Annotated in this window: 25 protein-coding genes and 1 pseudogene; 6 read left to right on the top strand and 20 right to left on the bottom strand. The window is 55.3% G+C overall.

Features of this window, described 5'->3' with window-relative positions; all coding sequences use genetic code 11:
• A complete protein-coding gene (locus tag AC0L6A_RS08820) occupies window positions 1–546 on the top strand; it encodes a hypothetical protein (RefSeq protein WP_473289348.1) in 546 nt (181 codons plus the stop codon).
• A gap of 61 nt (window positions 547–607) precedes the next feature.
• Here AC0L6A_RS08820 and AC0L6A_RS08815 read toward each other — a convergent pair whose 3' ends face one another.
• The gene (locus AC0L6A_RS08815) at window positions 608–889 is read right to left on the bottom strand and encodes a hypothetical protein (RefSeq protein WP_247035636.1); all 282 of its coding nucleotides are present in this window, start codon (window positions 887–889) and stop codon (window positions 608–610) included.
• 205 nt (window positions 890–1,094) lie between these two features.
• Here AC0L6A_RS08815 and AC0L6A_RS08810 point away from each other — a divergent pair, with 205 nt between their 5' ends.
• From AC0L6A_RS08810 to AC0L6A_RS08790, 5 genes are all read left to right on the top strand, one after another.
• The gene (locus AC0L6A_RS08810; protein ID WP_473289346.1) at window positions 1,095–2,312 is read left to right on the top strand and encodes a MobA/MobL family protein; all 1,218 of its coding nucleotides are present in this window, start codon (window positions 1,095–1,097) and stop codon (window positions 2,310–2,312) included.
• A 723-nt stretch (window positions 2,313–3,035) separates the two neighbouring features.
• A complete protein-coding gene (locus AC0L6A_RS08805) occupies window positions 3,036–4,337 on the top strand; it encodes a DNA-primase RepB domain-containing protein (RefSeq protein WP_473289344.1) in 1,302 nt (433 codons plus the stop codon).
• Window positions 4,338–4,796: 459 nt separating this feature from the next.
• Complete coding sequence (locus AC0L6A_RS08800; protein WP_473289342.1) at window positions 4,797–5,210, top strand: hypothetical protein; 414 nt, start codon at window positions 4,797–4,799, stop codon at window positions 5,208–5,210.
• A 170-nt stretch (window positions 5,211–5,380) separates the two neighbouring features.
• Window positions 5,381–5,626 carry a pyocin activator PrtN family protein gene (locus AC0L6A_RS08795; RefSeq protein ID WP_473289341.1) on the top strand — a complete coding sequence of 82 codons (246 nt, stop codon included), beginning with the start codon at window positions 5,381–5,383 and terminating at the stop codon, window positions 5,624–5,626.
• Between the two features lie 19 nt (window positions 5,627–5,645).
• Window positions 5,646–5,930 carry a pyocin activator PrtN family protein gene (locus AC0L6A_RS08790; protein ID WP_473289339.1) on the top strand — a complete coding sequence of 95 codons (285 nt, stop codon included), beginning with the start codon at window positions 5,646–5,648 and terminating at the stop codon, window positions 5,928–5,930.
• A gap of 257 nt (window positions 5,931–6,187) precedes the next feature.
• Here the strand turns inward: AC0L6A_RS08790 and AC0L6A_RS08785 are convergent, their stop codons facing one another.
• The 19 genes and pseudogenes from AC0L6A_RS08785 to AC0L6A_RS08695 all read right to left on the bottom strand — a co-directional run bounded on the left by AC0L6A_RS08785 (window position 6,188) and on the right by AC0L6A_RS08695 (window position 23,809).
• On the bottom strand, window positions 6,188–7,309 hold the full coding sequence (locus tag AC0L6A_RS08785; protein WP_473289337.1) for an SUMF1/EgtB/PvdO family nonheme iron enzyme: 1,122 nt from the start codon (window positions 7,307–7,309) through the stop codon (window positions 6,188–6,190).
• Complete coding sequence (locus tag AC0L6A_RS08780; RefSeq protein WP_473289336.1) at window positions 7,233–8,042, bottom strand: hypothetical protein; 810 nt, start codon at window positions 8,040–8,042, stop codon at window positions 7,233–7,235. Before AC0L6A_RS08780 ends, AC0L6A_RS08785 begins: the two co-directional genes overlap by 77 nt.
• A gap of 464 nt (window positions 8,043–8,506) precedes the next feature.
• Entirely contained in the window at window positions 8,507–9,274 is a 768-nt protein-coding gene (locus AC0L6A_RS08775; RefSeq protein WP_473289334.1) for an SDR family NAD(P)-dependent oxidoreductase, read from the bottom strand.
• Window positions 9,275–9,390: 116 nt separating this feature from the next.
• Complete coding sequence (locus tag AC0L6A_RS08770) at window positions 9,391–11,133, bottom strand: SulP family inorganic anion transporter (protein ID WP_473289332.1); 1,743 nt, start codon at window positions 11,131–11,133, stop codon at window positions 9,391–9,393.
• Window positions 11,134–11,170: 37 nt separating this feature from the next.
• Window positions 11,171–11,500 (bottom strand): protein tyrosine phosphatase family protein, encoded by a 330-nt coding sequence (locus tag AC0L6A_RS08765; RefSeq protein ID WP_473289331.1) that lies wholly within the window; start codon window positions 11,498–11,500, stop codon window positions 11,171–11,173.
• A gap of 14 nt (window positions 11,501–11,514) precedes the next feature.
• The gene (locus tag AC0L6A_RS08760; RefSeq protein ID WP_473289329.1) at window positions 11,515–12,402 is read right to left on the bottom strand and encodes an MBL fold metallo-hydrolase; all 888 of its coding nucleotides are present in this window, start codon (window positions 12,400–12,402) and stop codon (window positions 11,515–11,517) included.
• Between the two features lie 40 nt (window positions 12,403–12,442).
• Window positions 12,443–12,886 carry a DUF6691 family protein gene (locus tag AC0L6A_RS08755; RefSeq protein ID WP_473289328.1) on the bottom strand — a complete coding sequence of 148 codons (444 nt, stop codon included), beginning with the start codon at window positions 12,884–12,886 and terminating at the stop codon, window positions 12,443–12,445.
• A gap of 12 nt (window positions 12,887–12,898) precedes the next feature.
• Window positions 12,899–13,345, bottom strand: a complete 447-nt coding sequence (locus AC0L6A_RS08750; protein ID WP_473293432.1) for a YeeE/YedE family protein — start codon at window positions 13,343–13,345, stop codon at window positions 12,899–12,901.
• A gap of 160 nt (window positions 13,346–13,505) precedes the next feature.
• The gene (locus tag AC0L6A_RS08745; protein WP_473289326.1) at window positions 13,506–13,967 is read right to left on the bottom strand and encodes a DUF302 domain-containing protein; all 462 of its coding nucleotides are present in this window, start codon (window positions 13,965–13,967) and stop codon (window positions 13,506–13,508) included.
• Window positions 13,968–14,088: 121 nt separating this feature from the next.
• Window positions 14,089–15,363 carry an FCSD flavin-binding domain-containing protein gene (locus AC0L6A_RS08740; protein WP_473289324.1) on the bottom strand — a complete coding sequence of 425 codons (1,275 nt, stop codon included), beginning with the start codon at window positions 15,361–15,363 and terminating at the stop codon, window positions 14,089–14,091.
• A 76-nt stretch (window positions 15,364–15,439) separates the two neighbouring features.
• The gene (locus AC0L6A_RS08735; RefSeq protein ID WP_473289322.1) at window positions 15,440–16,147 is read right to left on the bottom strand and encodes a c-type cytochrome; all 708 of its coding nucleotides are present in this window, start codon (window positions 16,145–16,147) and stop codon (window positions 15,440–15,442) included.
• Between the two features lie 142 nt (window positions 16,148–16,289).
• Window positions 16,290–17,397, bottom strand: a pseudogene (locus tag AC0L6A_RS08730) (c-type cytochrome).
• Complete coding sequence (soxC, locus tag AC0L6A_RS08725; RefSeq protein ID WP_473289321.1) at window positions 17,381–18,661, bottom strand: sulfite dehydrogenase; 1,281 nt, start codon at window positions 18,659–18,661, stop codon at window positions 17,381–17,383. Before soxC ends, AC0L6A_RS08730 begins: the two are co-directional and overlap by 17 nt.
• Window positions 18,662–18,813: 152 nt before the next feature.
• The gene (gene soxB / locus AC0L6A_RS08720; RefSeq protein ID WP_473289319.1) at window positions 18,814–20,511 is read right to left on the bottom strand and encodes a thiosulfohydrolase SoxB; all 1,698 of its coding nucleotides are present in this window, start codon (window positions 20,509–20,511) and stop codon (window positions 18,814–18,816) included.
• 111 nt (window positions 20,512–20,622) lie between these two features.
• Window positions 20,623–21,471 carry a sulfur oxidation c-type cytochrome SoxA gene (gene soxA, locus AC0L6A_RS08715; RefSeq protein ID WP_473289317.1) on the bottom strand — a complete coding sequence of 283 codons (849 nt, stop codon included), beginning with the start codon at window positions 21,469–21,471 and terminating at the stop codon, window positions 20,623–20,625.
• Between the two features lie 24 nt (window positions 21,472–21,495).
• On the bottom strand, window positions 21,496–21,825 hold the full coding sequence (soxZ, locus tag AC0L6A_RS08710) for a thiosulfate oxidation carrier complex protein SoxZ (protein ID WP_473289315.1): 330 nt from the start codon (window positions 21,823–21,825) through the stop codon (window positions 21,496–21,498).
• Between the two features lie 19 nt (window positions 21,826–21,844).
• A complete protein-coding gene (gene soxY / locus AC0L6A_RS08705) occupies window positions 21,845–22,261 on the bottom strand; it encodes a thiosulfate oxidation carrier protein SoxY (RefSeq protein WP_473289314.1) in 417 nt (138 codons plus the stop codon).
• 40 nt (window positions 22,262–22,301) lie between these two features.
• Window positions 22,302–22,775, bottom strand: coding sequence for a sulfur oxidation c-type cytochrome SoxX (soxX, locus tag AC0L6A_RS08700; protein ID WP_473289312.1), 474 nt, complete (start codon window positions 22,773–22,775; stop codon window positions 22,302–22,304).
• 296 nt (window positions 22,776–23,071) lie between these two features.
• Window positions 23,072–23,809 carry a cytochrome c biogenesis CcdA family protein gene (locus AC0L6A_RS08695; protein ID WP_473289310.1) on the bottom strand — a complete coding sequence of 246 codons (738 nt, stop codon included), beginning with the start codon at window positions 23,807–23,809 and terminating at the stop codon, window positions 23,072–23,074.
• Window positions 23,810–23,842 lie beyond the last annotated feature (33 nt).

The following is a 23,842-nucleotide window of genomic DNA, read 5'->3' as shown; positions in this document are numbered from 1 at the left end:
ATGTCAGTCATCTCAGCCGTTCGTCGCCGTAATCTCATAGTCACCGGCATCTATTTCGCCGCCTCACTGCGTGCCAACTCTCGCAACCGCGGCATCCCTCGCTTAGAGGATTTTTTAAACGGCCTGATCACCGGTTCAGTATTGGTGAGCAACACTACCAATGGCTACGCCAATTTGGCCGACACCTTCCTCTGTGAGCAAATATACTTGGAAGACGCGCTGGCATCTCGAACGTTTCGCGAGGTTAAATCGGAAATCGCGCAACATGTGATCGGCGAAGCAATTGGCGACGTTGAATCCCAAAGAGCAGGCGTCGCGGCATCGGTCTTTCTCCTTGCACCTGAGATCGCCTCTGACCTCGGCTCTACTCAAGAAGATCTTTTGAGAATACTTGCGTTTGCTATCATTGCGACCTCAACCATACATTTCTCAGAGGAAACCAATACTGCGACCCAAGAACGCGTTCTTGATTTAATTCACGCAGCAGAGCGGCAAAACCCAAAGGGCTGTGATGTTAATCTATCCAGTTTGCGCTCATTGGTATAACGCTTAGCCAATCCCACAACTCTTCACGCTGGGTAGCCTGTGTAGCGTAACCCCCTTCATGCTACTCAGCGTGAACACCCTTATTGTGAGATTGCACCGGCAGCCCGAGAAATTCGCGATCTCTGTCATGGGTGATTTTGCCATGTAGTTTTGCAAGCAACCGCTCCTTTTGCTGGGGCTCCAGATCATCGAGAAAACTAAGAACCGCGATCCCATATAGAATCTTTCGGCGTGTTTCAGCCCTGCGTATTTTTTTCCTGCTCTGCGCAATCTGATCCTTCGCTCGAGCCTTTGCTTGGGCGATCCCCTGGGAGCTTTTCGCAACTTGCTGCTGGTATGACATAGTCTTTCCTCCAATCGTGTCTGAATGGGAAGTGGTGCTTCGAAAAGCTCATCGCTCGTAGAAAACCAAAAACTTTGGCTCGCCTCGCGCGCGCGCCCACGCGCGTTTACGCACGCGTGCGCGCAATTACGTAAACCCAAGGTTTACAGCGCGCCTGCAGCGGGCCAGAGGAGCGAAAACGATCGCTAGGAACCATTTCCCTTCTATGTTGCACAAAGCCAGCTTTTTCAAAGTCATCATTCACTCCCGCGCTGACGGGCGGTCCGCTGTAAAGTCCGCAGCCTACACTGCGCGCACCACCTACCGGGATGAGCGGGTTGGCAGGCAGTTTCGGGCGGGCAAATCGGGTGGCTTGTTGTCACACGAGTTGATTAACTGGAGTGGAACTGAAGAAACCCTCTGGAATGCTGCTGAAGCAGCAGAACAGCGCGGCAATGCACAGGTCGTTCGCGAACTGCGGCCTGCCCTGCCTGCCGAGCTACCGCTCGACAAACAGATCGCCTTGGTTCGAGGATATTGCCTTTGGCTACGAGATCAATATGGGGTTGCTGTTCAGGCTGACATTCATGCCCCTCGTTTTTTGGACGAGACTGTTCAACGACAACACGAACGAGGGAAAATGTCTTTGGAATCTGAGGGCTACCTCGAAGCCCTCTTTGATCCAGAACGCACGAACTTAAACTTTCATGCGCATCTGCTGCTCACAACACGCCATGTTTGCCAGACAACCGGAAAATTCAGGGCGAAGACGACCCAACTGACTGATCTAAAATCAGGGCCTGAAGAAATGCTGCGCATCCGGCAAGAATGGGAAAAGCGCACAAATTCGGCCCTCAAGAGTATTGGGTCTGATGCCCGAATAGACTTGCGTTCATATGAGGCTATGGCCCAAGCAGGCGACGCACCCGAAGGACTGATGGCCCAGGACCACATGGGCCCCCTAAATTCTGCCAGATCCCGTAAACGCCTTGAGGAAATCAAGCACGACGACACGCCCGCCGGAAAACGCCGAAGAGATCAACGCATCCACAATGATGCTCTATGGGATAACTGGGTGCTAAAACGCGCCAGCCAGCGCGCTACTGGTCGCAAAGAAGCTGCAAGGATAGCCAGAGTTCTCGAAACTGCGCGAAAACAGAAAGCCGGCGTAGAAAAACGCCGGCTCCAAGTTGTCACCGATGCCAAGGGGGCTGATGCCGCCCTTGAGGCCGCCACTCAGTTCGACAGCCTCAAGACTGGCTCTATTCTTCGCGCCGCTCTCCTTGCCGCGTGCGGAGAGCTGGACGAGCCACCTTGTTCTGAACCCGACGAGTATTCTTCAGAGGTCGATTTAGAGACTTACGAACCGCCTGCGGGGGCACCGCAACCTGAGCCGGTGCTTGAAGTGCGGATTGCTCGGGGCCCTGGTCAGAGGCAGCTATGACATCCTCGTTCTGCTCGAGTTCTTCAACGCGTGAGGTCAGGTAATCGATTTCAGCCAGAAGCCTTTGAACTTCGGCAGTATGTTCGGTTTTCATCAATACAAAATCACGATGTTGATAGCCCAATTGGCGAACATGCTGCTCGGTCTGGCTCACAGCCATTCCGGCCACCACTTTTTGAATCTCAGCCCCGAAGGCTATCAGCTTTGCGTCAAGCTCCGCTTGAACCTGATCGGGCAAAACGGGGTCGGCAGCCTTCTCCACGACCTCTTGGGCACAGTGTGTATCCCATAAGTCGCGGAAACGAGATAACTTCCCCCGACTACCTAGCTCCTTGTAGATCTCCCATGCCGGAACTGTCGTGCCTCTTCTGGCTGACAAAGCAATCCCCATCTCGATGATTTCGGCGTCTGAATTGATTGGTGTGCGCATCGTATAACTCCCTATTTTGCGATTGCAGGAGAGACGTGGGTTCAATGGCAAAAGCCAAAAAACAAACTTCCTAAGTTTTTTGAGCGCCAAAAGAAAAGGTTGGAATGTCACTTTGTTGGTAAGTCCGAAGGTCGGAGGTTTGTAGGTAAGTAAGTCGGTAAGTTTTTCAGGTTGGTAGGTCCGGGCGACATTCATCGACGCATGACGCGGCATCCTTTTGCACCGCGACTTGGGCCAACATTCAAATTATCCAGTTTTTTTCGTGATGGTGGTCTGGGGACCATTTCCCTGGGATGAAGCACTCCAATCCCTGCGAATTCGCCCCGACCGCCCAGATTCTCGACCTAACTGCCGAGGAGTATTTCCACCTTTTGCATCCGGAAGGGGCACGCGGGAAGGCCGCCGTTCTTTGCAAGCTTGGGCCTGACGATGTGGAAACCCATACCTATGAGGCAGCGCCCTTGATCGCGCAAATGCCGCACTTCGTCGACCGGACCAGTTTCCTGACGCTGAACCGCTTTTGGTATGGGCGAAAGCTGAAGTCGCTGGCATCGCTTAACGCGCTTTATGTCGATCTCGACTATTTCCATGCGCCACAATGGCGTGGAAAGCCGCCCGCCGAAGTTCAGAGTGCATTCGCCGCCCATCTGCTGATCTCGGGAATGCCGCAGCCGTCGGTGTTCCTACAGACGGGTCGCGGGCTTGCTGCGATCTGGCTGATCGAGCCGATTCCGGTCTCGGCGCTCCCGCGCTGGCAGGGTGCAATGGGCGCGCTGATCGACGTCGCGGCCGCGTTCGGTGCAGACAAGGCGTGCAAGGATGCGGCTCGCGTCTTCCGCATTCCGGGCACCCTCAACGAAAAGTCGCACAAGGAGGTTCGAGTCAGTGGCGGCACCGCAGAACGCCACCGTTTCGACGATCTGACGGATCAGATCTACAGGGCCGCCGGCAAGCCCACCCGCGCCGAATTGCAGGAGCGAAGGACGCACAAGTCGAAGAAACGCCGCGCAAACGCCGCGATGCCACGGGGGCTGACACAGACAGAGCGGTTCAGGTTAATCCGCGATGATCTGGCGGCATTTCGTGATGCGCATGGCGGTTTGATCCCGACGGGTCTGCGGAACACCTGGCTGCACTTCCATGCGACCTCCCTCACCCATTTGCCCGAGGTAATGGATCTGGAAGCAGAGATTTTGAGGGCCGCGCAGGGCGCGACACCGGGGCTGGAGCGGATCGAAGTGAATGCGATTGTCAGGCAGGCCATCCAGAAGGCAAAGCTTTTCACCAACGCGTCTTTGTGGGCTGACGGCCGCTATCACTATAAGGGCACAACGATGGCCGAGCGTCTGGGCATCACGCCGGACCTCGCGCGCAACCTCGGCCTCAAGCAGATGATCCCCGAAGAGGAAAGACGGCGCCGTAAGGCGGAGGCTGAAAGGCAGCGCCGCGCAGCAAATGGCGCCAAGTCCCGCGACGCGTATCTGGAGGCGAATAGCGCCTCGCGCATGAAGCCCTGGGCCGCACTCGGGATCGGTCGGACCAAGTATTACGAGCTGAAACGCGTGGGAATGCTGCCCGAACCTCTGGCGGCGTGATCGCGGACAGGTCCGTGCCCGCTTCAGGGGCAAAGCCCGCCCACCTGGCTCCAGCCTGGGGGCAGGAATGTCCCCAACAGTGGTGAACAGCCACTCGCAGCCCCACCGGCCCACCTCCGGACAAGCCCGCAGTCGCAGCACCGCCAAAGACCTGTCCGCCGGAGAGCAAAGCCATGCGCGAAGAAGGGATGAAAACCGCCGAGACGCTTGCCGTTTCGATCACGCCCCTCTTGGTGAGGGCGCGACCGGAAACGCAAGCCCCTCGGGAACCGAACAAAGTTGGTTCCATTGTGTGAGTGAAGTGATCCCGGGTCGGAGGTGAGTGGCCGGCTCGGGAAACGCTGGCCTCCCCCCAGTCTGGCATCATTTTCGCCGCCAGAACGCACCCGCTGGCAGCAACTCCCACTGCCCGCGTCTTGAGAGGCCACATAACGTGGTCTCACCTCCGGAGGACTCTTTATGGACGAAAAGACGGAACGCGAACTCCACGACCGGACGCTCAATGCAATCACCCACGGTCGCCTGCTGGCACAAGAATGGCACACAGCGGGCTTGGTTCCGCGGGGCAGCACAAAACAGCTGACGTTAGATCTGCTTCAAAAGCTGACCGACCGCTGCGGACTGCAGGACATCGATGACGATCGCATCGAATTGCTCGGTGATCAGATCCGTCGGTTTACCAACGAATACCGAGAGGGCCTCGGAGATCGTGCAATGGCTACAGATATCGAGACGGAGCACATCTACGATACTAAAGTCATCGACCTGATCAATCTCGCGTGGCGTTGGCGCCAATTCCGCGCGGCTCAGCGTGCGCTCGAGGACAAGGTCGCGGCGATACGGCAAACTGATAGACTGCTGGCGGGCATATGACCCCTGCCCGCAAGTTTTGAGATCACCTCGTTTAATGGGTTCTCGAACTCCAAAAAAATTTCTTCCGCGTTTTTGCAAATGAGCCATTTTCTCAAAACTGTCGCCACAAGGTGCCAGTTTTTGCAACAACAATAACCGTGTTCCGCGCGGTCGCATTCGAGGAAAACTAAATGAACACAGCAATCATGATGATAGCCATGTATAACGCCCGCCCGATTATCCCTTCCGAAGCGGTTGCCGCAGACTGGTTCAACCTGTCTGTCGGTAAATTTCATGAAAAGATCCGCAAGGGGGATATTCCTCTCCCGCTGGTAACCATGGAAGACAGCCAGAAGTGCGCAAAGGGTGTTCACCTGACTGACCTGGCGGATTACATCGACACGCGCCGTGCCGCTGCCGAAAAAGACATGAAGTAGATTGGGGGCTAAGACGCACATGACCACACTGATGTTGCTGTTGGCCCGCCATGATGGGCAAGAAGAGATCCCATTTCGGATTGTGGCCAGAGATTACTTTGGCCTTGATCCCGAGGTGCTTGAACGAAAGATCAAGAGGGGCACGATTCAACTCGACTTCCCAGCCGCGCGGATGAAAAAAATTCGAACTTGCGCCGTCCCTCTGACTTGCCTTGCGCGTTATATCCAGCGTCGACGCGATGATGCAAAGATCAAACTCGAGGAATATGTCACGGGCACTGCACTTCGGAGCACCGCTCTTTGATAGATTTCTACCGAAAGAGATCCGCTCGCGCTGATCGCTCATCCCTGTCCGTGGAAAGCGGGGGCATCAACGCCCCCGCTCCCGATAGTCTATTTACCTTTGCCGCCACCGGCTTGACCATTCGACCGTCCACCACCAGACGGATTTCCTGTCGTGCTTGGCCATCCGCCGCCGTTTCCTTGACCTTTACCCATTGTTACTCTCCTTGATTAGATTGTTTTATGTAGTGATTATTTGCCCTGCGGTGTTCAGCATGCTTAGGCACCGGCTAACTTCGTGTCCGGATATGCGTCCTCTGGCTCACTCGCTACGTCAATTTCGTAGACAAGCCTGAACCCAATCCGCCAATCCTTGTATGCACCCGTAGACTTTGGTGACATCCGATCCCGTGTCGCGGAAACTCTATCTCCCCACTTTGGCGAAACACTGGCACCACCATTTGCAACGGTGTCTTGCCCATCCATAAGATGAAGAGGCATCATATTCATCGCCCCAAAATGACGAGAGTTAATCACTGCACCCTCTGACAACAGCCATTCCCCAAAGTCGATGGCTCTAAGAAAGCTGATGCCGTCTTTTGTTTTTTCCCAAGGCAAATCTGCTTCGGCGCAATTGTAACCTGTGCCAAAAAATCCATGAATCAAACTGCGCGCACCTTTTTCAACAATTCGATCTTTATCCCTGGAGTGGGTATCCATCGAACCCACTTTAAGTGCTGAGCGAAATTCGTGACATATTTCAAGCCACTCCTCTTCGGTAGGAAGTCGAACCGGCAGTTTTCTCTTCTTGCTGACGGAAGCCGCGTAGGCGCAAGCGTCATACCAAGTGACCGATGCCGGCGCTGTGGCCACATCCCCCTCCACGTTGCATTGCTCCCAATCATCTTGATCCGGTGCCGTAGGGCGATACGCTGCATAGAGTTCATTTTCGATCGTCATAAACTCGCGGAACCGAGAAATCGAAATCGGATCTGACACCGCCAGACACCTGTCGCCAACCCTCACTTTTTTGAATCCTCCGGCCAATGGCGCCTTCTTGAATGGCGCCGAATAGCGGCCATTGTTTTGCAGATAGGCGCGCAGAATCTCGTCTTCTCCTGGATAGTTTCTTGTGCACCCGCCCAGTTCATAAAATGCAGATTCGGCGGCGTGCTGGTCCTGCTCCCTCCAACCATCGTATTCGAAGTAAAGCCAACGCTTGAAATGGTAACTGTCATCCGACTTTGGAACATCAGCATTTTTCAGAAAAGGGCTGTGGATGTTGTGATTGAAGCTTTTCGGTCTAAATCGTGGAAAAACAAAATCAAATCCACCCTGCCCGTCTCGTAAAAATACGAGTTTCTCGTTGAAAGGAATGAGGTCGACCCACCCTTGCTCCAAATTGGAAATGAGTGCTGAAAGAATTCTGCCTCCACCTAGAACTCTCCTCCTGCTCCGAGACGACGTCCTCTGATGCCATTGAGCTTGGAAAATACAATTGGGATACAAACTCGTTCGATTTAGGATCAGCTTCGTCTCGAAACGACAACAGTTGATCACCGAGCAAATTGTTGAGTTCCATACACTTTGAAAAAGCGAGGCTGTGGCCACCACTTCGGATGACCCATTGGTTAGGCGGATCTTGCCGAACACGGTCAATTTCGTCCTCGTGACAGAGTGTTGCGCGGGTGTAAGGGTTCACAACTTTGAAGCCCGACATTCCCATGGCCACTCCAAGCAGGTCGGCCCACTCGACCCCTGCTCCCGTAAAAATGCGCGAAGGACGCTCATGTGCTGATTGAAACCATCGGTCTGAAATCTGTTTCAACCCAATGCGAATGGGTCGATCTAAAATCTCGGGTTCAAAAAGGCCTGGGTTGACGAGGCCATGACGCGCCATGAACTCTTCGATGTCTTGTTCATAGTTTTTCTTGTAGCCCGCAAACCCACCTTTGAAGCCCAATTCCTTGCAAATGCGGTTCAGCGTGCTGTTGTATTTGATGTCCTCCCGATCGCGCCCCAAACGGCGGGCTGATCCGCGGATGTGGTCGGGTTTGATACCTGTCAGCTCCGCGATATGGAATTCAACGAACGGAAGGTATTTGGATGAAAGGTTGGATGATGACTTGGTCACAGATGCTTCTCCACTGTTCGGTGGAATAGCAGAACGTTATGGGCGCAGCATTCGCTGAGATCTCTTTGTCACCTGCACCGAACTTCGCAGATGCCACCGGCCGATCAAGCCGTCCCAATCCAATTATGTTGGCAAGTCTTCAATGTCAACCTATGCGGGCGCAAAAACCATCCAGCACTTGAAGTCCGCCAATTGCCTACGCAAACTCCGAGCGAACGCGTGCTACAACTTCTCTACAGGGTGTCATGAACATAGCGATGCTACAACCAATGCTACAAATTTCGATGACACCCCCTAAGCCCCCAAAAACTAGGGCTTTCAGATTGCGTCGGCCCCGTCCATCATCGGGGCGACAGACAGACGTGCTGCGTTACGTATGGTCGAATGCGTGTTCATCGCGCGCTACATAGGTGATCTGCGCGCGGGATGCCAGAGGGCGGTCGCCCGCCCCCGGCCCATAATTCTTAGCGCGGCGCCATGCGCACTGCGCCATCAAGCCGGATCACTTCACCGTTCAGGAAGGCATTCTCGACGATGTGGCGCACCATGCCAGCAAACTCGGCCGGATCCCCAAGGCGTGATGGGAAGGGAACTTGCGCACCAAGACTGTCCTGCACTTCTTGCGGAAGGCCAGCCACCATAGGTGTCTTGAAGATGCCCGGAGCAATTGCCATCACGCGGATGCCATCCCGCATCAAATCACGTGCCATCGGCAGGGTCATACCGACCACGCCGCCTTTGGACGATGCATAAGCCAACTGTCCGACCTGACCGTCCATCGCTGCAATGGATGCCGTGTTGACGATTACGCCGCGTTCGCCATCTTCCGTGACCGGATCGGTCATTGCCATTCCTGCAGCTGACTGGCTTGCGCAGTTGAAGGTCCCAATCAGGTTCACGCTAATGACTTTGGCATACAGGCTTGGGTCATGCGGCGCACCCTTGGATTGGGTCTTGGCGGCTGGCGCGATGCCTGCGCAGTTCACCATCACACGCTCTTGCCCTAAAGCCGCGCGCAAGGTTTTGAACCCTTCAGCAACCGACGCGGCATCGGAAACGTCGACCTTGGCGAAGGCACCGCCAAGCTTTTGCGCCATGGCCTGCCCGGCCTCTTCATTCAGGTCAAAAATACCTACTTTCGCGCCTGCGGCGGCAAGGGCTTCGGCAACTGCGCCGCCAAGGCCAGACGCGCCGCCTGACACGGTGACAACGGTGTTTTCGGTGATCTGCATGGGAACCCTCCGGTTTGGTTGGTTTGGCCCTAGCAAGAACTGCACAAGCGTTCAATAAATCTGACCGCCCTGCCAAAGATTACGCAGCGTCGCCCCTTAATACCAAGCCCTTTGCCCTACGAAACAGGCCCCAAAGCCTTCATGGCGGCATATTGCGTCAGATAGACATCCCCGGACAGATGATCCAGAAAATCTGTGCGCTTAAGTCGATCCATGACCGGTCCTTTCACTTCTGAAAAGCTAAGCGTGATGCCGCTGTCGCCAAGCTGGCGGTCAAGCTCTTCCAAAGTTTCCAAGGCCGACAGATCGATTTCGTTCACAGCCGAGCACATCAGAACCACATGTTTCAAACCGCCACGCGCAATGCGCGCCAGAAGGTAGTCCTCGATATACCGCGCATTGGCAAAATAGAGGTTTTCGTCCAACCGCAGGCTTACCAGCTCGGGGTGAGTTAAAACGTCGTGACGGTCAATGTTGCGGAAATGCTGTGTCCCGGGAACCAAGCCAACCTCGGCGATATGAGGCCGTGATGTCTTGTAGAGATAGAGCACAATGGACAGCACCACGCCTGCGGACACGCCAATTTCGACCCCGAAACCAAGCGTCAGCAGAATTGTTGCCAAAACAGCCGTGAAGTCCGCCCGGTGGTAGCGCCACGTGGATTTCAGGATCTGAAAATCCACCAACCCCAGCACGGCGACAATAATGGTGGCGGCCAGCGTGGCTTTGGGAAGGAAGTACAGCAGCGGTGTCAGGAACATCGCTGCCAGCAAGATACCAACTGCAGTGAAAGCGCCTGCGGCGGGCGTTTCAGCGCCTGCATCGAAGTTGACCACCGACCGGGCGAACCCACCCGTCACCGGGTACCCACCAGACATAGCCGCCGCGATGTTCGACGCGCCAAGGCCCACAAGCTCTTGATCCGGGACGATGCGTTGCCGCTTCTTCGCGGCCAAGGTTTGCGCCACCGAGATTGATTCCACAAAGCCAATGATTGAGATCAACAGGGCCGATCCAAACAGGCTGGACCAAAGGTCTGCATCAAAGCTTGGCAGGGTCAGCGGAGGCATCCCCGACGGCACAGCGCCAACGATGGCCACGCCTTTTGATTGCAGATCAAAGCCCCAGCTCAGCAGCGTTGTGGCCACCACAGCGCCCACGGGTCCTGCCTTGGCAAGCCCATCTGCCAAACGCTCCCCCAGCCCCATTTTAACCAAAAGGGGTTTCAGGCCCTTACGCACCCAAAACAGAAACGCAACCGATCCCGCGCCAATCACAAGCGTGATCAGGTTGGTCTGCCCTATATGGGCGAACAATGTGCCCAGAAGCTCGATCAGCGAATGGCCATGCGCGTCGATGCCCAGGATATGCTTCAATTGACTGGTCGCAATCAGCAGGCCTGAGGCGGTGATAAACCCCGCGATCACAGGGTGGCTAAGGAAATTCGCAAGAAAGCCCAGCCGGAACACGCCCATCACCAACAGGATCAAACCTGACAGGAAGGCCAACGTGATGGCCGCTGCAATATATTCCTGTGGCCCGGCCAAATCCAAGTTGCCCACCGCAGCTGCCGTCATAAGGCTGACCACGGCAACGGGCCCAACGGCAAGGGCACGCGACGTGCCAAAGATCGCGTAGGCCACCAACGGCAGGATCGAGGCATAAAGCCCCATTTCAGCAGGTAGCCCAGCCAACAGCGCATAGGCCAAGGACTGCGGGATCAACATGATGGTGACGATCACCGCCGCAAGCAAATCCGCAGACAGAATTTTCTGATCATAGTGCCTGCCCCATTCGAGCATCGGCACGAATTGTTTTAGGGCTGCGCCACGCGCTGCCAGAGCCTTGGATACATTCATGGCTGCTTTTCCGTTTGTTAAGGCCTTATCGGCCGTGTCAGCTCATCGCGAGGGTCCACAGGATCTCGCAACGCGTTCCTGTGCGGCAATAGGCAAAGACCGGACCTTCGGCCGCTTCCATCTCACCCCGAAAGGAATCCTTCAGGGCAATCGCATCTTCGCGCGTGGACATGGGCAAGAACGCTGTTTTCAATCCCACGGCCTCGGCCGCAGATTTCACGTCTTCCCAATCCGGTTGTCCGGGATCTTCGCCATCGGGGCGGTTACACATAAGCAAGGTAAAGCCTTGATCGCGAATGCTTTGTACATCCTCAATCGTGATCTGATGGCTTACCGTGATCGTGTCGTCTAGTTTTCTAGTCTGCATCTGACCTGAACCTCTTACAGCGCGTTTACGGGAACTTTCAGGAAAGTATTTCCGTCTTCATCTGCCGGTGGCATTTCACCTGCACGCATATTGACTTGAAGCGACGGGATAATCAGTCGCGGCATATCCAATTGCGCATCTCGTTCGGTGCGGAATTTCACAAACTCCTCACGCGATTTTCCTGCGCCGACATGGATATTGTGCTCTTTTTCTTCCGCAACCGTCGTTTCCCACTGAATATCACGGCCATTGGGACCGTAATCGTGGCACATGAACAACCGGGTTTCATCTGGAAGCGAAAGCACCTTCTGGATCGAGTCATACAGCTCGCCCGCGTCTCCGCCGGGGAAATCAGCACGTGCCGAACCACCATCGGGCATAAAGAGCGTGTCCCCCACGAAACCAGCGTTGCCCATCACATGCACCATGCAGGCGGGCGTGTGGCCCGGCGTATGAATGGTGAAAGCATCCATATTGCCGATCTTGTAGGTATCACCGTCTTCGAACAGAGCATCAAACTGGCTTCCATCACGTTGGAATTCAGTGCCTTCGTTGAAGACTTTCCCAAACACATCCTGAACAACCGTGATTTGGCTGCCGATGCCAATCTTGCCGCCCAGTTTCTCTTGGATATAGGGCGCGGCCGACAGGTGATCCGCATGGACATGGGTTTCGATCTGCCACTGAAGATCAAGACCTTCAGACTTGATATAAGCAATGATCTCGTCCGCATGTTCGTTCGAAATCCGGCCAGCGGCATAGTCGATGTCCATGACGCTATCGATCACCGCACATGCATTCGATGTCGGGTCTTTGACCACATAGGAAATCGTATTCGAGTCCGGCTCGAAAAAGGCTTTCACCTCGGGGATGAGATCGGTGTTTACTGGATAGTCGGTCATGACATTTCCTTTCCTTAGGGTCCCGGGCCGTGGCCCGGTTTTAGCTAGCAGTAACAGCGTCGCGTTTGGCCGCGGTCCGCTGGATCATGAAGCGTGCAATGAAGATGCCCGCGATAAGAGCAGCTGTGAAAATCAGCACGTCAGTGTTACCTGTCGAGATCACCGGAAGCGATGCGCCGGGGCAGAAACCGGCCAGCCCCCACCCCAGTCCGAAGGTGAAAGACTCACCCACCAGACGGCGGTCAATCAGCTTGGTGCCGGGCAGCGTGAACGCGTTGCCGAAAACAGGTTTGGGACTTTTCAGAACCAAGAAGTAGCCGGGTGCAGCAACAAGAATGGCCGCCCCCATCACAAAGATAAGGCTAGGATCCCAGATTCCTGCAAAGTCGAAGAAGTTCAGGACCTTGGCCGGATTGGCCATGCCAGATATTGAAATTCCAAGGCCGAAGATCAGGCCGATGGCATAAATGACGATCAAATGCATATCAGTCTCTCCTTACAGGCCAAAGATGTGGCGGGTGACAAACACCATGATGGTGATCCCTGCCATAAAGCTAAGAGTCGCCACGAAGCTGCGCGGAGACAACCGCGCCATGCCACAAACACCGTGGCCGGATGTGCAGCCTGATCCATACGTCACGCCGATGCCAACAACGATACCGCCGATGATCATCGACAAGGTGCTTACGGGCACTTGGATGGCTGGGAAGCTGCCGGTCATGAAAAGGTAGACAAACGGACCTGTCAGCATGCCCGCAAGGATTGCGGCGCGCCATGCCCAGTCGGCCGAGCTGTTGGGCTGCAAGAAACCGGCCAGAATACCAGTTGCACCCAGCACGTTGCCGCGTACCCACATCAAGAGCACGGAAGCCAGCCCGATTAAAGCGCCCCCTACTGTTGCTGCCAGCGGTGTGAATTCAGTTTCGATCATGTCTTGCCTCACAAGAATTTCTGTTCGCGTGTTAAACTTAGGGCGCTTCGTTGGACGGAACAAGACATACATTCATCTTTTTGAATGTTTTTTTGCATCCCCTTACGTCAAGCAATAAGGCCCCGCGCGTCATAGCGACACGCGGGGCCTTATTTTTCAAGCCAAATCGACCTTAATCAGAGACGGCTTCCTGAACAATTCCATCCAGAAGAGCCTGCACTTTTTGCATTTCTCCCTCTGGATAGGTTCGGTAGCCAACCCGCACGTCACCGTCGATATCCGTGACATAAACGCTGTAAGGGCAGAACGTGATATTGGCAGCGTCCACTTCCATTACTTCGCGGCTTACTTTTGCCGAGCAGAACAGGAAAATATCAGCCGCATCATAGATTTTCACGTCCGATCCGACATCGCCTTTGGTGCGCTCCAGCATCTCGCCCGTGTGGCTGACATAGTCGATCACCAACCCCTGCCCCACAATGGCGGACTCAACAGCGAAAGTTGCGTCATCAAAGCTTCCTTCAAAGGCGTAGGTGACAGCATGGTCTGTCATTTGCTTCCCATGACCGTCGGCAAAAGCTGGGGCCATACCTGCTGCGACAACAATCATTGCCGCGCCTATCATCTTGCGCATTCGTCTTCCTCCTGAATTGAGGGCCGTTCGCGCGAAGCCCGTTTACGTGAAACGGGGCCCGGACACCCGGACCCCGCGTTCTTTTTCAACATATTCGCATCAGCGAATGTTGGCAAGAAAATCAGCCAAACATGTCCGAGGTGATCCCGGCATACCAGCCAACGCTTTCCTCGTAAGTGGCCTGGCGCAGCTCTGCGTCTTCGCCCACTTGGCTGATGAACCCGTCGACCTTTGCGATCTTCTCGTCCGTCGCTTCGTAGCTTGCGCCCACTTTCACGCCGTCATTGTCGTTGATCAGCGACCAGCACGTGTTGGTGAACTTGGCCGGGAACAGCTTCGATCCGGTCAGTGCCGAACGTACGGCCATCGCCGCAACTTTCGCTTGGCTGTTGGCAGCAAAGCCCGATTTCGGCATATCGCCTTGTGAACTTGCGTCACCAAGAACGTGGATATTCTCATCAACACGCGATTGCATCGTATGCGGGTTCACAGGGGCCCAGTTGCCTTCGGTGATACCAGCCATGTCGCAGATCTTGCCCGCTTTCATTGCCGGGATGACGTTGCAGACATCCACCTTGGTTTCTTCACCATCGATTGTGACCGTCATGTCATGCGGGTTCACAGACACATTGCCACCACCGAAGTCGCCGCCAATCCAGTCGATCATGCCATCGTAGTGACGCGACCAACCATCCTGGAACAGTCCCATTTTCGAGAACTTCTCTTTCGGGTCCGCGATGATGATCTTCGCCGTCGGGTTCTTTTCCGTCAGGATATTCGCGATCATCGAAATCCGTTCATACGGCCCAGGGGGGCACCGGAACGGGTTGGGCGGCGCAACCATGGCGAACGTGCCGCCTTCTGGCATAGCTTCGACCTGAGCCTTTAACAGCTCGGATTGCGACCCGGCCTTATAGGCATGCGGCATGGCGTTTTGATGGCTGATGTCCCAGCCTTCAACCGCTCCATCAACAAAGTCGATGCCCGGCGACAGGATCAAACGGTCATAGTTCAGCGTGGCGCCACCCGCCAGCGACACGGTACGTGCCTCGCGGTCGATATCAATGGCCCAGTCATGAACGACGTTGATGCCATATTCAGCCGCAAGCTTACCATAGCTGTGCGCAATCGAACCCAGCTCGGTGAAGCCCGCCATATAGAGGTTCGAGAAGAAGCAAGTGTAATAGCTGCGGGTCGGTTCAACCAGCGTGACCTCAATCTCACCTTTAGAATCCTTTGCAATGTAGCGCGCAGCGGTTGCACCACCGGCACCGCCACCGATCACAACAACCTTGGGCTTGCCATGTCCAGCAGCGTGCACCATTGGCGCGGACAGCGTGGTTGCTGCTGCACCGGCGGCCACACCACCCATAAATAAACGTCTATTAAGTTTCATAATTTTCCTCCCTGTTGGCCGTGGATACGCGCACAGCCTCCGCGTCAGGCAGACCCGTCCCGGCCCGCCTACTGTCTCACTCGACCACTTCAAAATAAGCGGCCAAAGCGGCAATCTCGTCGTTGGACAAGCGGCCTGCCATCATCTGCATCACAGGATGCGGGCGAAACTTGTCTTTATATGCGTGCATGGCGACCACAAAATCCTCAGCTGGCCATCCGATGATGCCCGGAATGCCCTCATTGTCGCCCGAAAGCTGGTGGCAGGTCGTGCATTCTGAAGAAAGGTACTCGCCATATTCTGGGTCCCCTTGGATGGCCAGAATACTTGGATCAACCGAATGGTCTGTCCCAGCAGCAGTTGGTGCAGCTTCGGGAATATCCCCCGGATTGTCCGAGTATCGACGTAGAAACGCCAGCAAATCTGCCCGTTTCTGCTCGTCTTTCAACCCCTTATAGGACATGCGTGTGTCCGACGCGAAGGCCTTTGGATTTTCGATGTAACGATCCAGTAGGTCAAACTCCCAAACCAAGCCATCCTTGCCCATCCGCGCAAGCCCATTGGAGTATTTGAATCCCTCTTCAGATCCTGCGCGACGACCGAATATCCCATTCAGTTGAGGTCCAACCCGGTTCTTTGCATCCTTGCCAACCGAATGGCAGGACTTGCATTCTTTCCACAACGCCTCACCGTCTTGGGCGTTGCCAATTTCGTTTGAAAAAGAAGGTGTTGCGGCGCAAAGCGCAACCGTCAGACCTATCGCAGCGTTTCGAATCTTAAACATGGGCAGAGATTAACCTGTGAAGCAGATCCACTCAATAATTATCATATACTAATGCATGCATTAGTTGCACGATTATTGCGCAACCAAATAAAACGGGCGCCGAGTTCTCACCCGACGCCCGCAAGCATTATATTGGTTCAGCTTATTGGCTGTGCGATTTCAGATATTCCAAGATCGCTGCAATATCCTTGTCTTTCTTCAACCCGGCAAAGGACATTTTGGTGCCCTTCATATATTTGCGCGGGTTCGCCAAGTAACCGGACAGTTCAGCTTCATCCCAAACCAGACCGCCTTCTGCAGCGGCCTTCATTGGCTTGGAGTATTTGAAGCCATCAACCGCGCCAGCAGCGCGATCAAATACACCGGTCAACATCGGGCCGGTGCTGTTCTTGGCGCCGTCACCGATCTTGTGGCAGGCCTTACATTTCTTGAAGACCTTTTCACCCTTGGCAACCAGTTCAGCATCCAAAGCTGCAGCAGCGGGTGCCGCGGCGGCTTCCTCAACCGGTGCTTGCGTCGCTGGGGTTTCCTCGGCAGGCGCTTCAGTGGCCGGAGCAGCGGCTTCGGTTGCAGCCCCCGCGGCCCCCATCACAGCTTGGCTGATCGGGGTTGCATCCGTGCCCGAGTTCGGGTCGCCAGGGAAGACCACGGTTGTGGTGATCTCAACTGCGCCCGTTTTACAATCGCTCATGCAGCGGTTGTTGAACTTGCCATACTCGGTGGTCGCACGATCATCGACGATGAAGCCTTCCGCGTTGGGCAGAACCACATCCGCGAAGGTCTCTTTCGACAGGGTGAAATCGTCTTCAACCAAGTCGTTCGAGAATAGGATGTAAGCCACGATCGCATAGACATCATCATCCGACAGCGTGCCAGCGGCGCCAAAGGGCATCGACCGGCGCACATAGTCAAACGTCGTCGACAGATAGGGCCAGTAGGATACCAACGGTTTTCAGCGGATCTTCGTCGGCCAGCGTGTCATCGCCACCTGCCAGTTTTGGCCAGTTGCCCGACCCTTCGGCAAATTCACCGTGGCAGGATGCGCAGTTTTCCGAAAACACCTCTTCGCCAGTCCACACATCGCCCGAGCCATCCGGCAAGTCGGCTCCGTCCGGTGATATGTCCAGGTTCCACGCAGCCACTTCGGCCTCGGTGGCCGTACGGCCCAAACCCAGCTTTTCAGCCATCGCAGGTGCGGCGGTCAAAGTGGCAACTGACGCTGCCATCAAGAATTTAGGAAACTTCGACATTGTTCGCCTCCCCTTTTGCATTGACGTGCCACGTCTGGATGCAGTTGTTGTGGTAGATCGAGTTCAACCCGCGCACGTCGCGCAGTTGCGCTTTGGTGGGCTGAACGTAACCGGTTTCGTCCATCGCGCGGGACTGCAGGAACATCTCGGACCCATCCCAGTCGATGTCCAGATAGAAGCGGGTCAGCGCCATCTTCTTGCCCGGCTCAGCCAAGCGTGCTTCTTGCCAGGTCACGCCGCCATCCAGCGACACGTCGACGGCCGTGACCGCACCGTTGCCGGACCATGCCAAACCAGTGATGACCAGCGGGCCTTTGCCATGCTTGATCGGCATCTGCGGGCTGGGGCTGGTGACAACCGATTTTGTGTCCATCGCCCAAGTCCACTTGCGCGATGTACCGTCTTCCAGCGTGTCCGTATATTTCGAGGTCTCTTCGCGGCTTTCAACCGGCGCGTCCGTGACTTCGATACGACGCAGCCATTTGACCCACATGTTGCCTTCCCAACCGGGAACAACCAGACGCACTGGGTAACCGTGTTCCATGCGCAGCGCTTCGCCGTTGGCCTTGAACGCAACCATGCAGTCGTCCAGCGCCTTTTCCATTGGGATCGAGCGGCCGTTCGACGACGCATCCGCGCCTTCGACGTAGACCCATTTGTCTTTCAGATCACCAGCGGTGTCCAACCCAGCTTCTTCCAGCAAGGTCCGCAGGCTCACGCCGGTGTATTCCATGTTGTGGATCATGCCGTGGGTGTACTGCGCACCGTTCAACTGCGACCCAGCCCATTCCATGCCAGTGTTCGCGGCACATTCCAGAAAGAACGTCTGCTGCGAACGAGGGAAACGCTCAAGATCTTCATATGTGAAGACCAGCGGCGTATCGACCAACCCGTTGATCATCAGGCGATAATCTTCTTTCTTCAGCGTGATCGCACCCGAGTGATGGCGTTCAAACGCACACCCCTGCGGAGTGATCGTGCCGTCCAGCGCGTGGATCGGCGTGAAGTTGATCGAGGAAATCGTGTCAGCGGTCAGCCATTCCACGTTCCGGCGCACAACGTCGCCCTCAAATTCGATCGGCATGCCGTAAGGCGTGGCATCTACGCCCTCGCCCAGACCCGATGCCCATTCTTGTACTTCGGTGATCAGCGGATCCCCTTTTGCACGTGCCGCGCCCGCGGCCCCAACAGCTGCCCCTGCAGCGGCGGCCCCTTTCAGGAACCCGCGACGCGAGGTGCCTGCCTCTTTCGTTTCATTCGACATATGTCAAACCCCCTAAATCTGGCTGTTTGGCTAAAGCGTTTCCCGTTTTTGTTGGGTTTCGACAAAACCGGGAAATGCCCTCGATCCTTCAATGTTGCACCGCGTTTCCACACCACGTTGTCAAAACGAAGTGCGGAAACGCTTTAATGGTTTCAAGCGCCCACGACCTGAACCGAGTTGTTCGGATCAAGCTTGATGGTGCCTTGTTTCTTGATGTGGCTTTCGACGACATCCCAGATCTGTGGACCTTCGGTGCCTTCGTTCACGCTGGCCCAACCAGCGACCACATAGGTCTTGGAAGGATCAATCGCTTCGCCGGTTTTCAAAAGCGTCATATCTGTAATGCGCTCGCCCTGCGGCTTGTTGATGTCGATGCGGTAGCCCATGCCACCGATACGCACCATGTCGCCACCCTGCTGATAATAAGGATCAGGATTGAACAGGTTGTCGCCCACATCTTCAAGGATCGTGTGGATGAATTCACCAGTCATTTCAGTGCGATACGCTTCACCGTAAGACATCGAGGTCACGTTCCAAATGTCTTCGCGCGTGATCTCTTGTCCCGGCAGAATGCTCGGGCCCCAACGGACGCCGGGCGACATTGCGATGTCCGCCTCGCGTTCGTTGATCAGCGCATCACAGATCAGGTCATCCCATGATCCGTTGAAATTGCCGCGACGATAAAGCAGCGTGTCGGTTGTACCGATCACCTCTTCCAGCTGTTCTTTATATGGCGCGCGTTGTTCGTCGATCAGCGTTGTGATCGTCGCATCCGGCGTGATCACGTCGGCAAAGATCGGGATCAGCTTATGGCGGATGCCCATCATCTTGCCGTCGCGCACGTCCAGATCAATGCGGCTGACAAATTTCGAGTTCGATCCCGATGCGATAATGAAGGTCTGTTCAACCTGCACTGGTTCGGGCAACGCGTCATGGGTGTGACCTGATAGGATCACGTCGATACCGGTCACTTTCGTGGCCATCTTTTTGTCCACGTCAAAACCATTGTGGCTCAGGCAGACAACAAGCTCGGCCCCAGCGGCGCGAACTTCGTCGACCATCGCCTGCATGTTTTCGTCACGGATACCAAACGAGTATTCCGGGAACATCCAACGCGGGTTGGCGATGGGCATGTAAGGGAAGGCCTGACCGATCACGGCCACCTTCACGCCACCACGTTCGAAGAATTTGTAAGGTTTGAACAGCTCGGCGGGTTCATCCCATTCAGCGTCAAAAATGTTCTGACCTAGGGCTGCGAAAGGCAGGTTTTCAACGATCTCGTTTACACGCTCGGACCCCAGCGTGAATTCCCAGTGGAACGTCATCGCGTCGGGCTTCAGCGCGTTCATCACGTTGACCACGTCCTGCCCTTCGGTGTGGTGACAGGTGTATGACCCGTGCCACGTGTCACCGCCATCCAGAAGCAGCGCATCCGGACGATCCGCGCGGATCGCGTTCACAACGGTTGCCACGCGGTCCATGCCGCCCACCTTGCCATATCCCTGCGCAAGCGAGGAAAAGTCGTTATATGTCAAAGCGTAAGCGTTAGGAGAGCCATCCTCGATCCCATAAGCTTTGCGGAAATCTGCGCCTGTCACATGCGGCATCTGGCCGTTCGCCGCGCCAACACCAAGGTTGATCTCGGGCTCGCGGAAATAGATCGGCTTCAGCTGGGCGTGAATGTCAGTGATGTGGATCAGGCTGACATTGCCAAACGTATCGAACTTCAGAAGATCATCTTGGGTCAGGGCTTGCTGTGCAGCCAGTTTGGCCCAATTGCCAAAGCCCGACGTGCCATAAAGCGCGGACGCAGCCATCGAGACCTGAAGAAAGTCGCGGCGAGAAATCATGAGCGGTTATCCTTGGTTATCAGCCCCGTGCACATCTAACTTATGCTTGGGATTGAATGTGTTCGAATAAAGAAAACCCCGCCCGAAACATGTCCGGGCGGGGTCTTTGATTTAGTTGCGGACCGACGGGCCTTCGACCGACAGACCATTGCCGCGCGAAGCGACATACAGTTCCAGAGCGACGAACTCTTCCGAACCGGGGCTGTAGGTATGCGCGCGCGTATCGCGAACGCAGCCTTTGAAGCGCGAATGCACCCCGTTCAGCTTCGAGTTCTTCAGACGATAGGTCGGGAAGCCGTTGATCTGACCCTGCGACAGGTGGTCGGCACGGATCATGTTGCCGTAATTGTCTTCATGACAATTGGCACAGCTCATTTCAAGCTGACCAGTGCGGGCATAGTAGAGCTCTTTGCCCTGCTCCCACATGGCTTCCGCGGGACCGTCAATGGCCACGTTGACAGGCATACCGCGCGACACAGATGAAAGCAGAGCTTCCATGTTGATCGCGGGTGTCTTGTCGTAACCCCAAGGCTCTGCGCCCATGGCGTTTTCACGGCAGTTGTTGACAGCCATCTGAAGGGTATGGACCGTTTCGGCCTTGTCATTCCACTTCGGATAAGTTGGCTTCACGCCGGCCATATCTTCTGGCGCACCGTGACAGTCCGCGCAAGATTTGCCTTTTGATCCGTCCACAGTGTTCCAGATCTCGATGCCTTCTTCGACGCCCAGCATGCCGGGGTTGTCAAAGTCATCCATCTGCATTTCCTGCGTCTGATCAGACCGGAAACGCCAACCAGACAATACCTCGTCCAAAGCATCGGAAAGATGCGCTGGCGCGGCTGTTTTGGTGACAATATCGATCTCGCCGTTAACGGTGAGCTCAGCGCTTTCGTCGGCCGTGGCTGCGGCTGCCCCGAAGATGGTCGAGACAGCAAAAATAGCTGCGATGCCTTTTTTCATTATATATTCCTCCCTGCGCTGGCCTCAGCCGATGGCGATCGACTTGGTGGTGTCGTACACGTCACCATCGTCGTCATACCATGTGAATTTGAAATCACCGGCTTCGTCGACCTTTGCGTCAAATTCGACGTAAGGGTTGGTCGAGATTGCGGGTTCCAGCGTCACGTCGATGACCGACTTGCCGTTGAACTCGCAGGTGAAGCGGTTGATGATCGAACGCGGGATGAGGTTGCCCTCTTTATCCTTACGTTGACCCGATTCCATCTTGTGGCTGATCAGCGTCTTAATGGTCACCACATCGCCGGCAGCAGCCGTCTTGGGGACCTTTACGCGGGGTTTTGAACCTTTTGCCATATCTCTGATCTCCTAAAACTTAGCCGCCGCAGCCGCCGATGGTGACTTTTACGGTCGATTGCGCTTTCACGAAGCTTCCATCGGCCATTTTGGCGATGGCAACAACGTCTTGCGTTCCGGCCAGACGGATACGGGTCGAAGCGGACTGTGAACCAGCAGCTTCACCGAAGTTGAACTGCGCCACGCCCGGGGTGGGGTTGCCAGCTGCAAGCACCAGGATCGACGCCGCACCAGGGGCATCAACCGAGATCGGAACAGTGTTGCCGTTTTCAGCAATCTCGGGCGCGGTCAGGGTGATCCCGCCTTCGCCCATGTCTGCGCCGCCGGTGAAGGCCGCAATGGCCTCGTCTGCAGCAGCAAGTGCGCGCATTGGCAACATGGCAACGGCAGTCGCGCCGAGCCCAAGCGCCAGAGCATCACGTCGAGTGAATTTCATCTCTTGTCTCCTGTGAGTGTTTTCTGTGCCCTGATCCTGCTCAGTCTTTGAGCGTGATCAGATAGGCCACAACATCTTCAATCTGCTGAGCGCTCAGCAGCGGTTCGACTTCACCTTCATGAGCTTTGCCTGTGTAGGCTTTGCCAAGGCGAATGAAGCCTTCCGTCTTGTAGAATGATGGCATCATCGATTCATCGAATGTCATCTTCGCGTCTACAAGGATGCCACGCAGCTCTGCTTCGCTCCAGCGGTCACCTGCCCCGTCTAACATCGGGCCAACTTCTCCGTGGAACGGCACATCGGCCTGATCCGTGATTTCATGACATGCAACGCAGTTACCCTGCGATTTTGTCGTTACGACTATAGCGCCTTGTGCAGGGTCCCCTGCAACGCCAGTCAGTGATAGGGCGACTGCCCCTTCTTCGAAAGCGACAGAGGTGGGTGCCACTGTCTCGGCTTGCGCCGCTCCTAGCCCTGCAAGCAGAGCGCAAAGCGTGATCGTTGTCCGCTTCATGTTTCCTCCCGTAACCGTTGTTTGCTCAAACTACGCACGTGAAGCAATTTTCGCAATATCAAATTCGGTTATTTGAATTATAATAAGGTGAACGCGAAATATCATTGCGCAGTGAGCGTTTAGAATGCTGCGCCTGCGCTACGCATGCTGTTGTATGCATTGGGTAATTTCGGATGTCCTTCACAACAAACCCTTAGGATCAAAATGCTTTCCCCAGCTTTGCGCTGGCGGTCAAATTGAGACATTGCGTCATGTGTGTTGCAAAAATTGCGCCAATTCGAATCCGTTTCGTTGGGTCAGCCAAACGCCCCAAACCCCGGGAAGGTTTTCAACAACCATTGCCCGATGACGTTAACCTTGCCAAAGGCAATCAAGACCGCAAACACAATCAGCATAACTCCCATCGCTCGCTCGACCCATGGCAGGTATTTTCGGTTGCGCCCAACCCAGCCCAGAAACGGTTTCGCAAAAAGCGCTGCCAGCACGAAGGGGGTCGTCATGGCCAGCCCGTAGACCGCTAGCAAAAGTGTGCCTCTGGTCAGATCCCCCATCCCGCTTGCGATCATCAGGATCGATGCAAGCGCGGGCCCAACACAGGGCGTCCATCCGAACCCAAAGGCCAGCCCCATAACATACGCCCCAATTACCGACGTAGGGTCTGACCGGCTTTCAATACCTGCTTCGCGATACAAAAAGGGGATTCGCAAAATGCCAAGGAAATGCAGCCCAAACAGCAACAGAACCCCTGCCCCAACGTAACTCAACGTTCCTTGATACCGCGCAAATGCCGACCCCAGCGCCGTCGCGCCAAGTCCGAGCAGCATAAATATTGTCGTCACCCCTAGGGCGAATGCGATTGCAGACACTACACACCGCCTTTGCGCACCTTTGTTTATCTGCCCTTCACCGCCCAGTTCGGCCATCGACAACCCGGCCATGTAGCACAGGTAAAAAGGCACCATCGGCAGAATGCAGGGCGAGAAAAAAGACAAGAGCCCCGCAAGAGCTGCACCGGCAAAAGAGATATCCAGCATGAGGGGTTCCTTGAATTCACAACATATTCAATT

This window comes from Aliiroseovarius sp. D2-2 (assembly GCF_055809455.1).
This window is presented reverse-complemented; position numbering and strand designations above follow the sequence as displayed.

Excerpts from the sequence above, each read along its gene's own strand:
- AC0L6A_RS08820 (WP_473289348.1), top strand. The coding sequence starts at position 1 with ATGTCAGTCATCTCAGCCGTTCGTCGCCGTAATCTCATAGTCACCGGC.
- AC0L6A_RS08815 (WP_247035636.1), bottom strand. The coding sequence starts at position 889 with ATGTCATACCAGCAGCAAGTTGCGAAAAGCTCCCAGGGGATCGCCCAA.
- AC0L6A_RS08810 (WP_473289346.1), top strand. The coding sequence starts at position 1,095 with ATGTTGCACAAAGCCAGCTTTTTCAAAGTCATCATTCACTCCCGCGCT.
- AC0L6A_RS08805 (WP_473289344.1), top strand. The coding sequence starts at position 3,036 with ATGAAGCACTCCAATCCCTGCGAATTCGCCCCGACCGCCCAGATTCTC.
- AC0L6A_RS08800 (WP_473289342.1), top strand. The coding sequence starts at position 4,797 with ATGGACGAAAAGACGGAACGCGAACTCCACGACCGGACGCTCAATGCA.
- AC0L6A_RS08795 (WP_473289341.1), top strand. The coding sequence starts at position 5,381 with ATGAACACAGCAATCATGATGATAGCCATGTATAACGCCCGCCCGATT.
- AC0L6A_RS08790 (WP_473289339.1), top strand. The coding sequence starts at position 5,646 with ATGACCACACTGATGTTGCTGTTGGCCCGCCATGATGGGCAAGAAGAG.
- AC0L6A_RS08775 (WP_473289334.1), bottom strand. The coding sequence starts at position 9,274 with ATGCAGATCACCGAAAACACCGTTGTCACCGTGTCAGGCGGCGCGTCT.
- AC0L6A_RS08770 (WP_473289332.1), bottom strand. The coding sequence starts at position 11,133 with ATGAATGTATCCAAGGCTCTGGCAGCGCGTGGCGCAGCCCTAAAACAA.
- AC0L6A_RS08765 (WP_473289331.1), bottom strand. The coding sequence starts at position 11,500 with ATGCAGACTAGAAAACTAGACGACACGATCACGGTAAGCCATCAGATC.
- AC0L6A_RS08760 (WP_473289329.1), bottom strand. The coding sequence starts at position 12,402 with ATGACCGACTATCCAGTAAACACCGATCTCATCCCCGAGGTGAAAGCC.
- AC0L6A_RS08755 (WP_473289328.1), bottom strand. The coding sequence starts at position 12,886 with ATGCATTTGATCGTCATTTATGCCATCGGCCTGATCTTCGGCCTTGGA.
- AC0L6A_RS08745 (WP_473289326.1), bottom strand. The coding sequence starts at position 13,967 with ATGCGCAAGATGATAGGCGCGGCAATGATTGTTGTCGCAGCAGGTATG.
- AC0L6A_RS08740 (WP_473289324.1), bottom strand. The coding sequence starts at position 15,363 with ATGAAACTTAATAGACGTTTATTTATGGGTGGTGTGGCCGCCGGTGCA.
- AC0L6A_RS08735 (WP_473289322.1), bottom strand. The coding sequence starts at position 16,147 with ATGTTTAAGATTCGAAACGCTGCGATAGGTCTGACGGTTGCGCTTTGC.
- soxC (WP_473289321.1), bottom strand. The coding sequence starts at position 18,661 with ATGTCGAATGAAACGAAAGAGGCAGGCACCTCGCGTCGCGGGTTCCTG.
- soxB (WP_473289319.1), bottom strand. The coding sequence starts at position 20,511 with ATGATTTCTCGCCGCGACTTTCTTCAGGTCTCGATGGCTGCGTCCGCG.
- soxA (WP_473289317.1), bottom strand. The coding sequence starts at position 21,471 with ATGAAAAAAGGCATCGCAGCTATTTTTGCTGTCTCGACCATCTTCGGG.
- soxZ (WP_473289315.1), bottom strand. The coding sequence starts at position 21,825 with ATGGCAAAAGGTTCAAAACCCCGCGTAAAGGTCCCCAAGACGGCTGCT.
- soxY (WP_473289314.1), bottom strand. The coding sequence starts at position 22,261 with ATGAAATTCACTCGACGTGATGCTCTGGCGCTTGGGCTCGGCGCGACT.
- soxX (WP_473289312.1), bottom strand. The coding sequence starts at position 22,775 with ATGAAGCGGACAACGATCACGCTTTGCGCTCTGCTTGCAGGGCTAGGA.
- AC0L6A_RS08695 (WP_473289310.1), bottom strand. The coding sequence starts at position 23,809 with ATGCTGGATATCTCTTTTGCCGGTGCAGCTCTTGCGGGGCTCTTGTCT.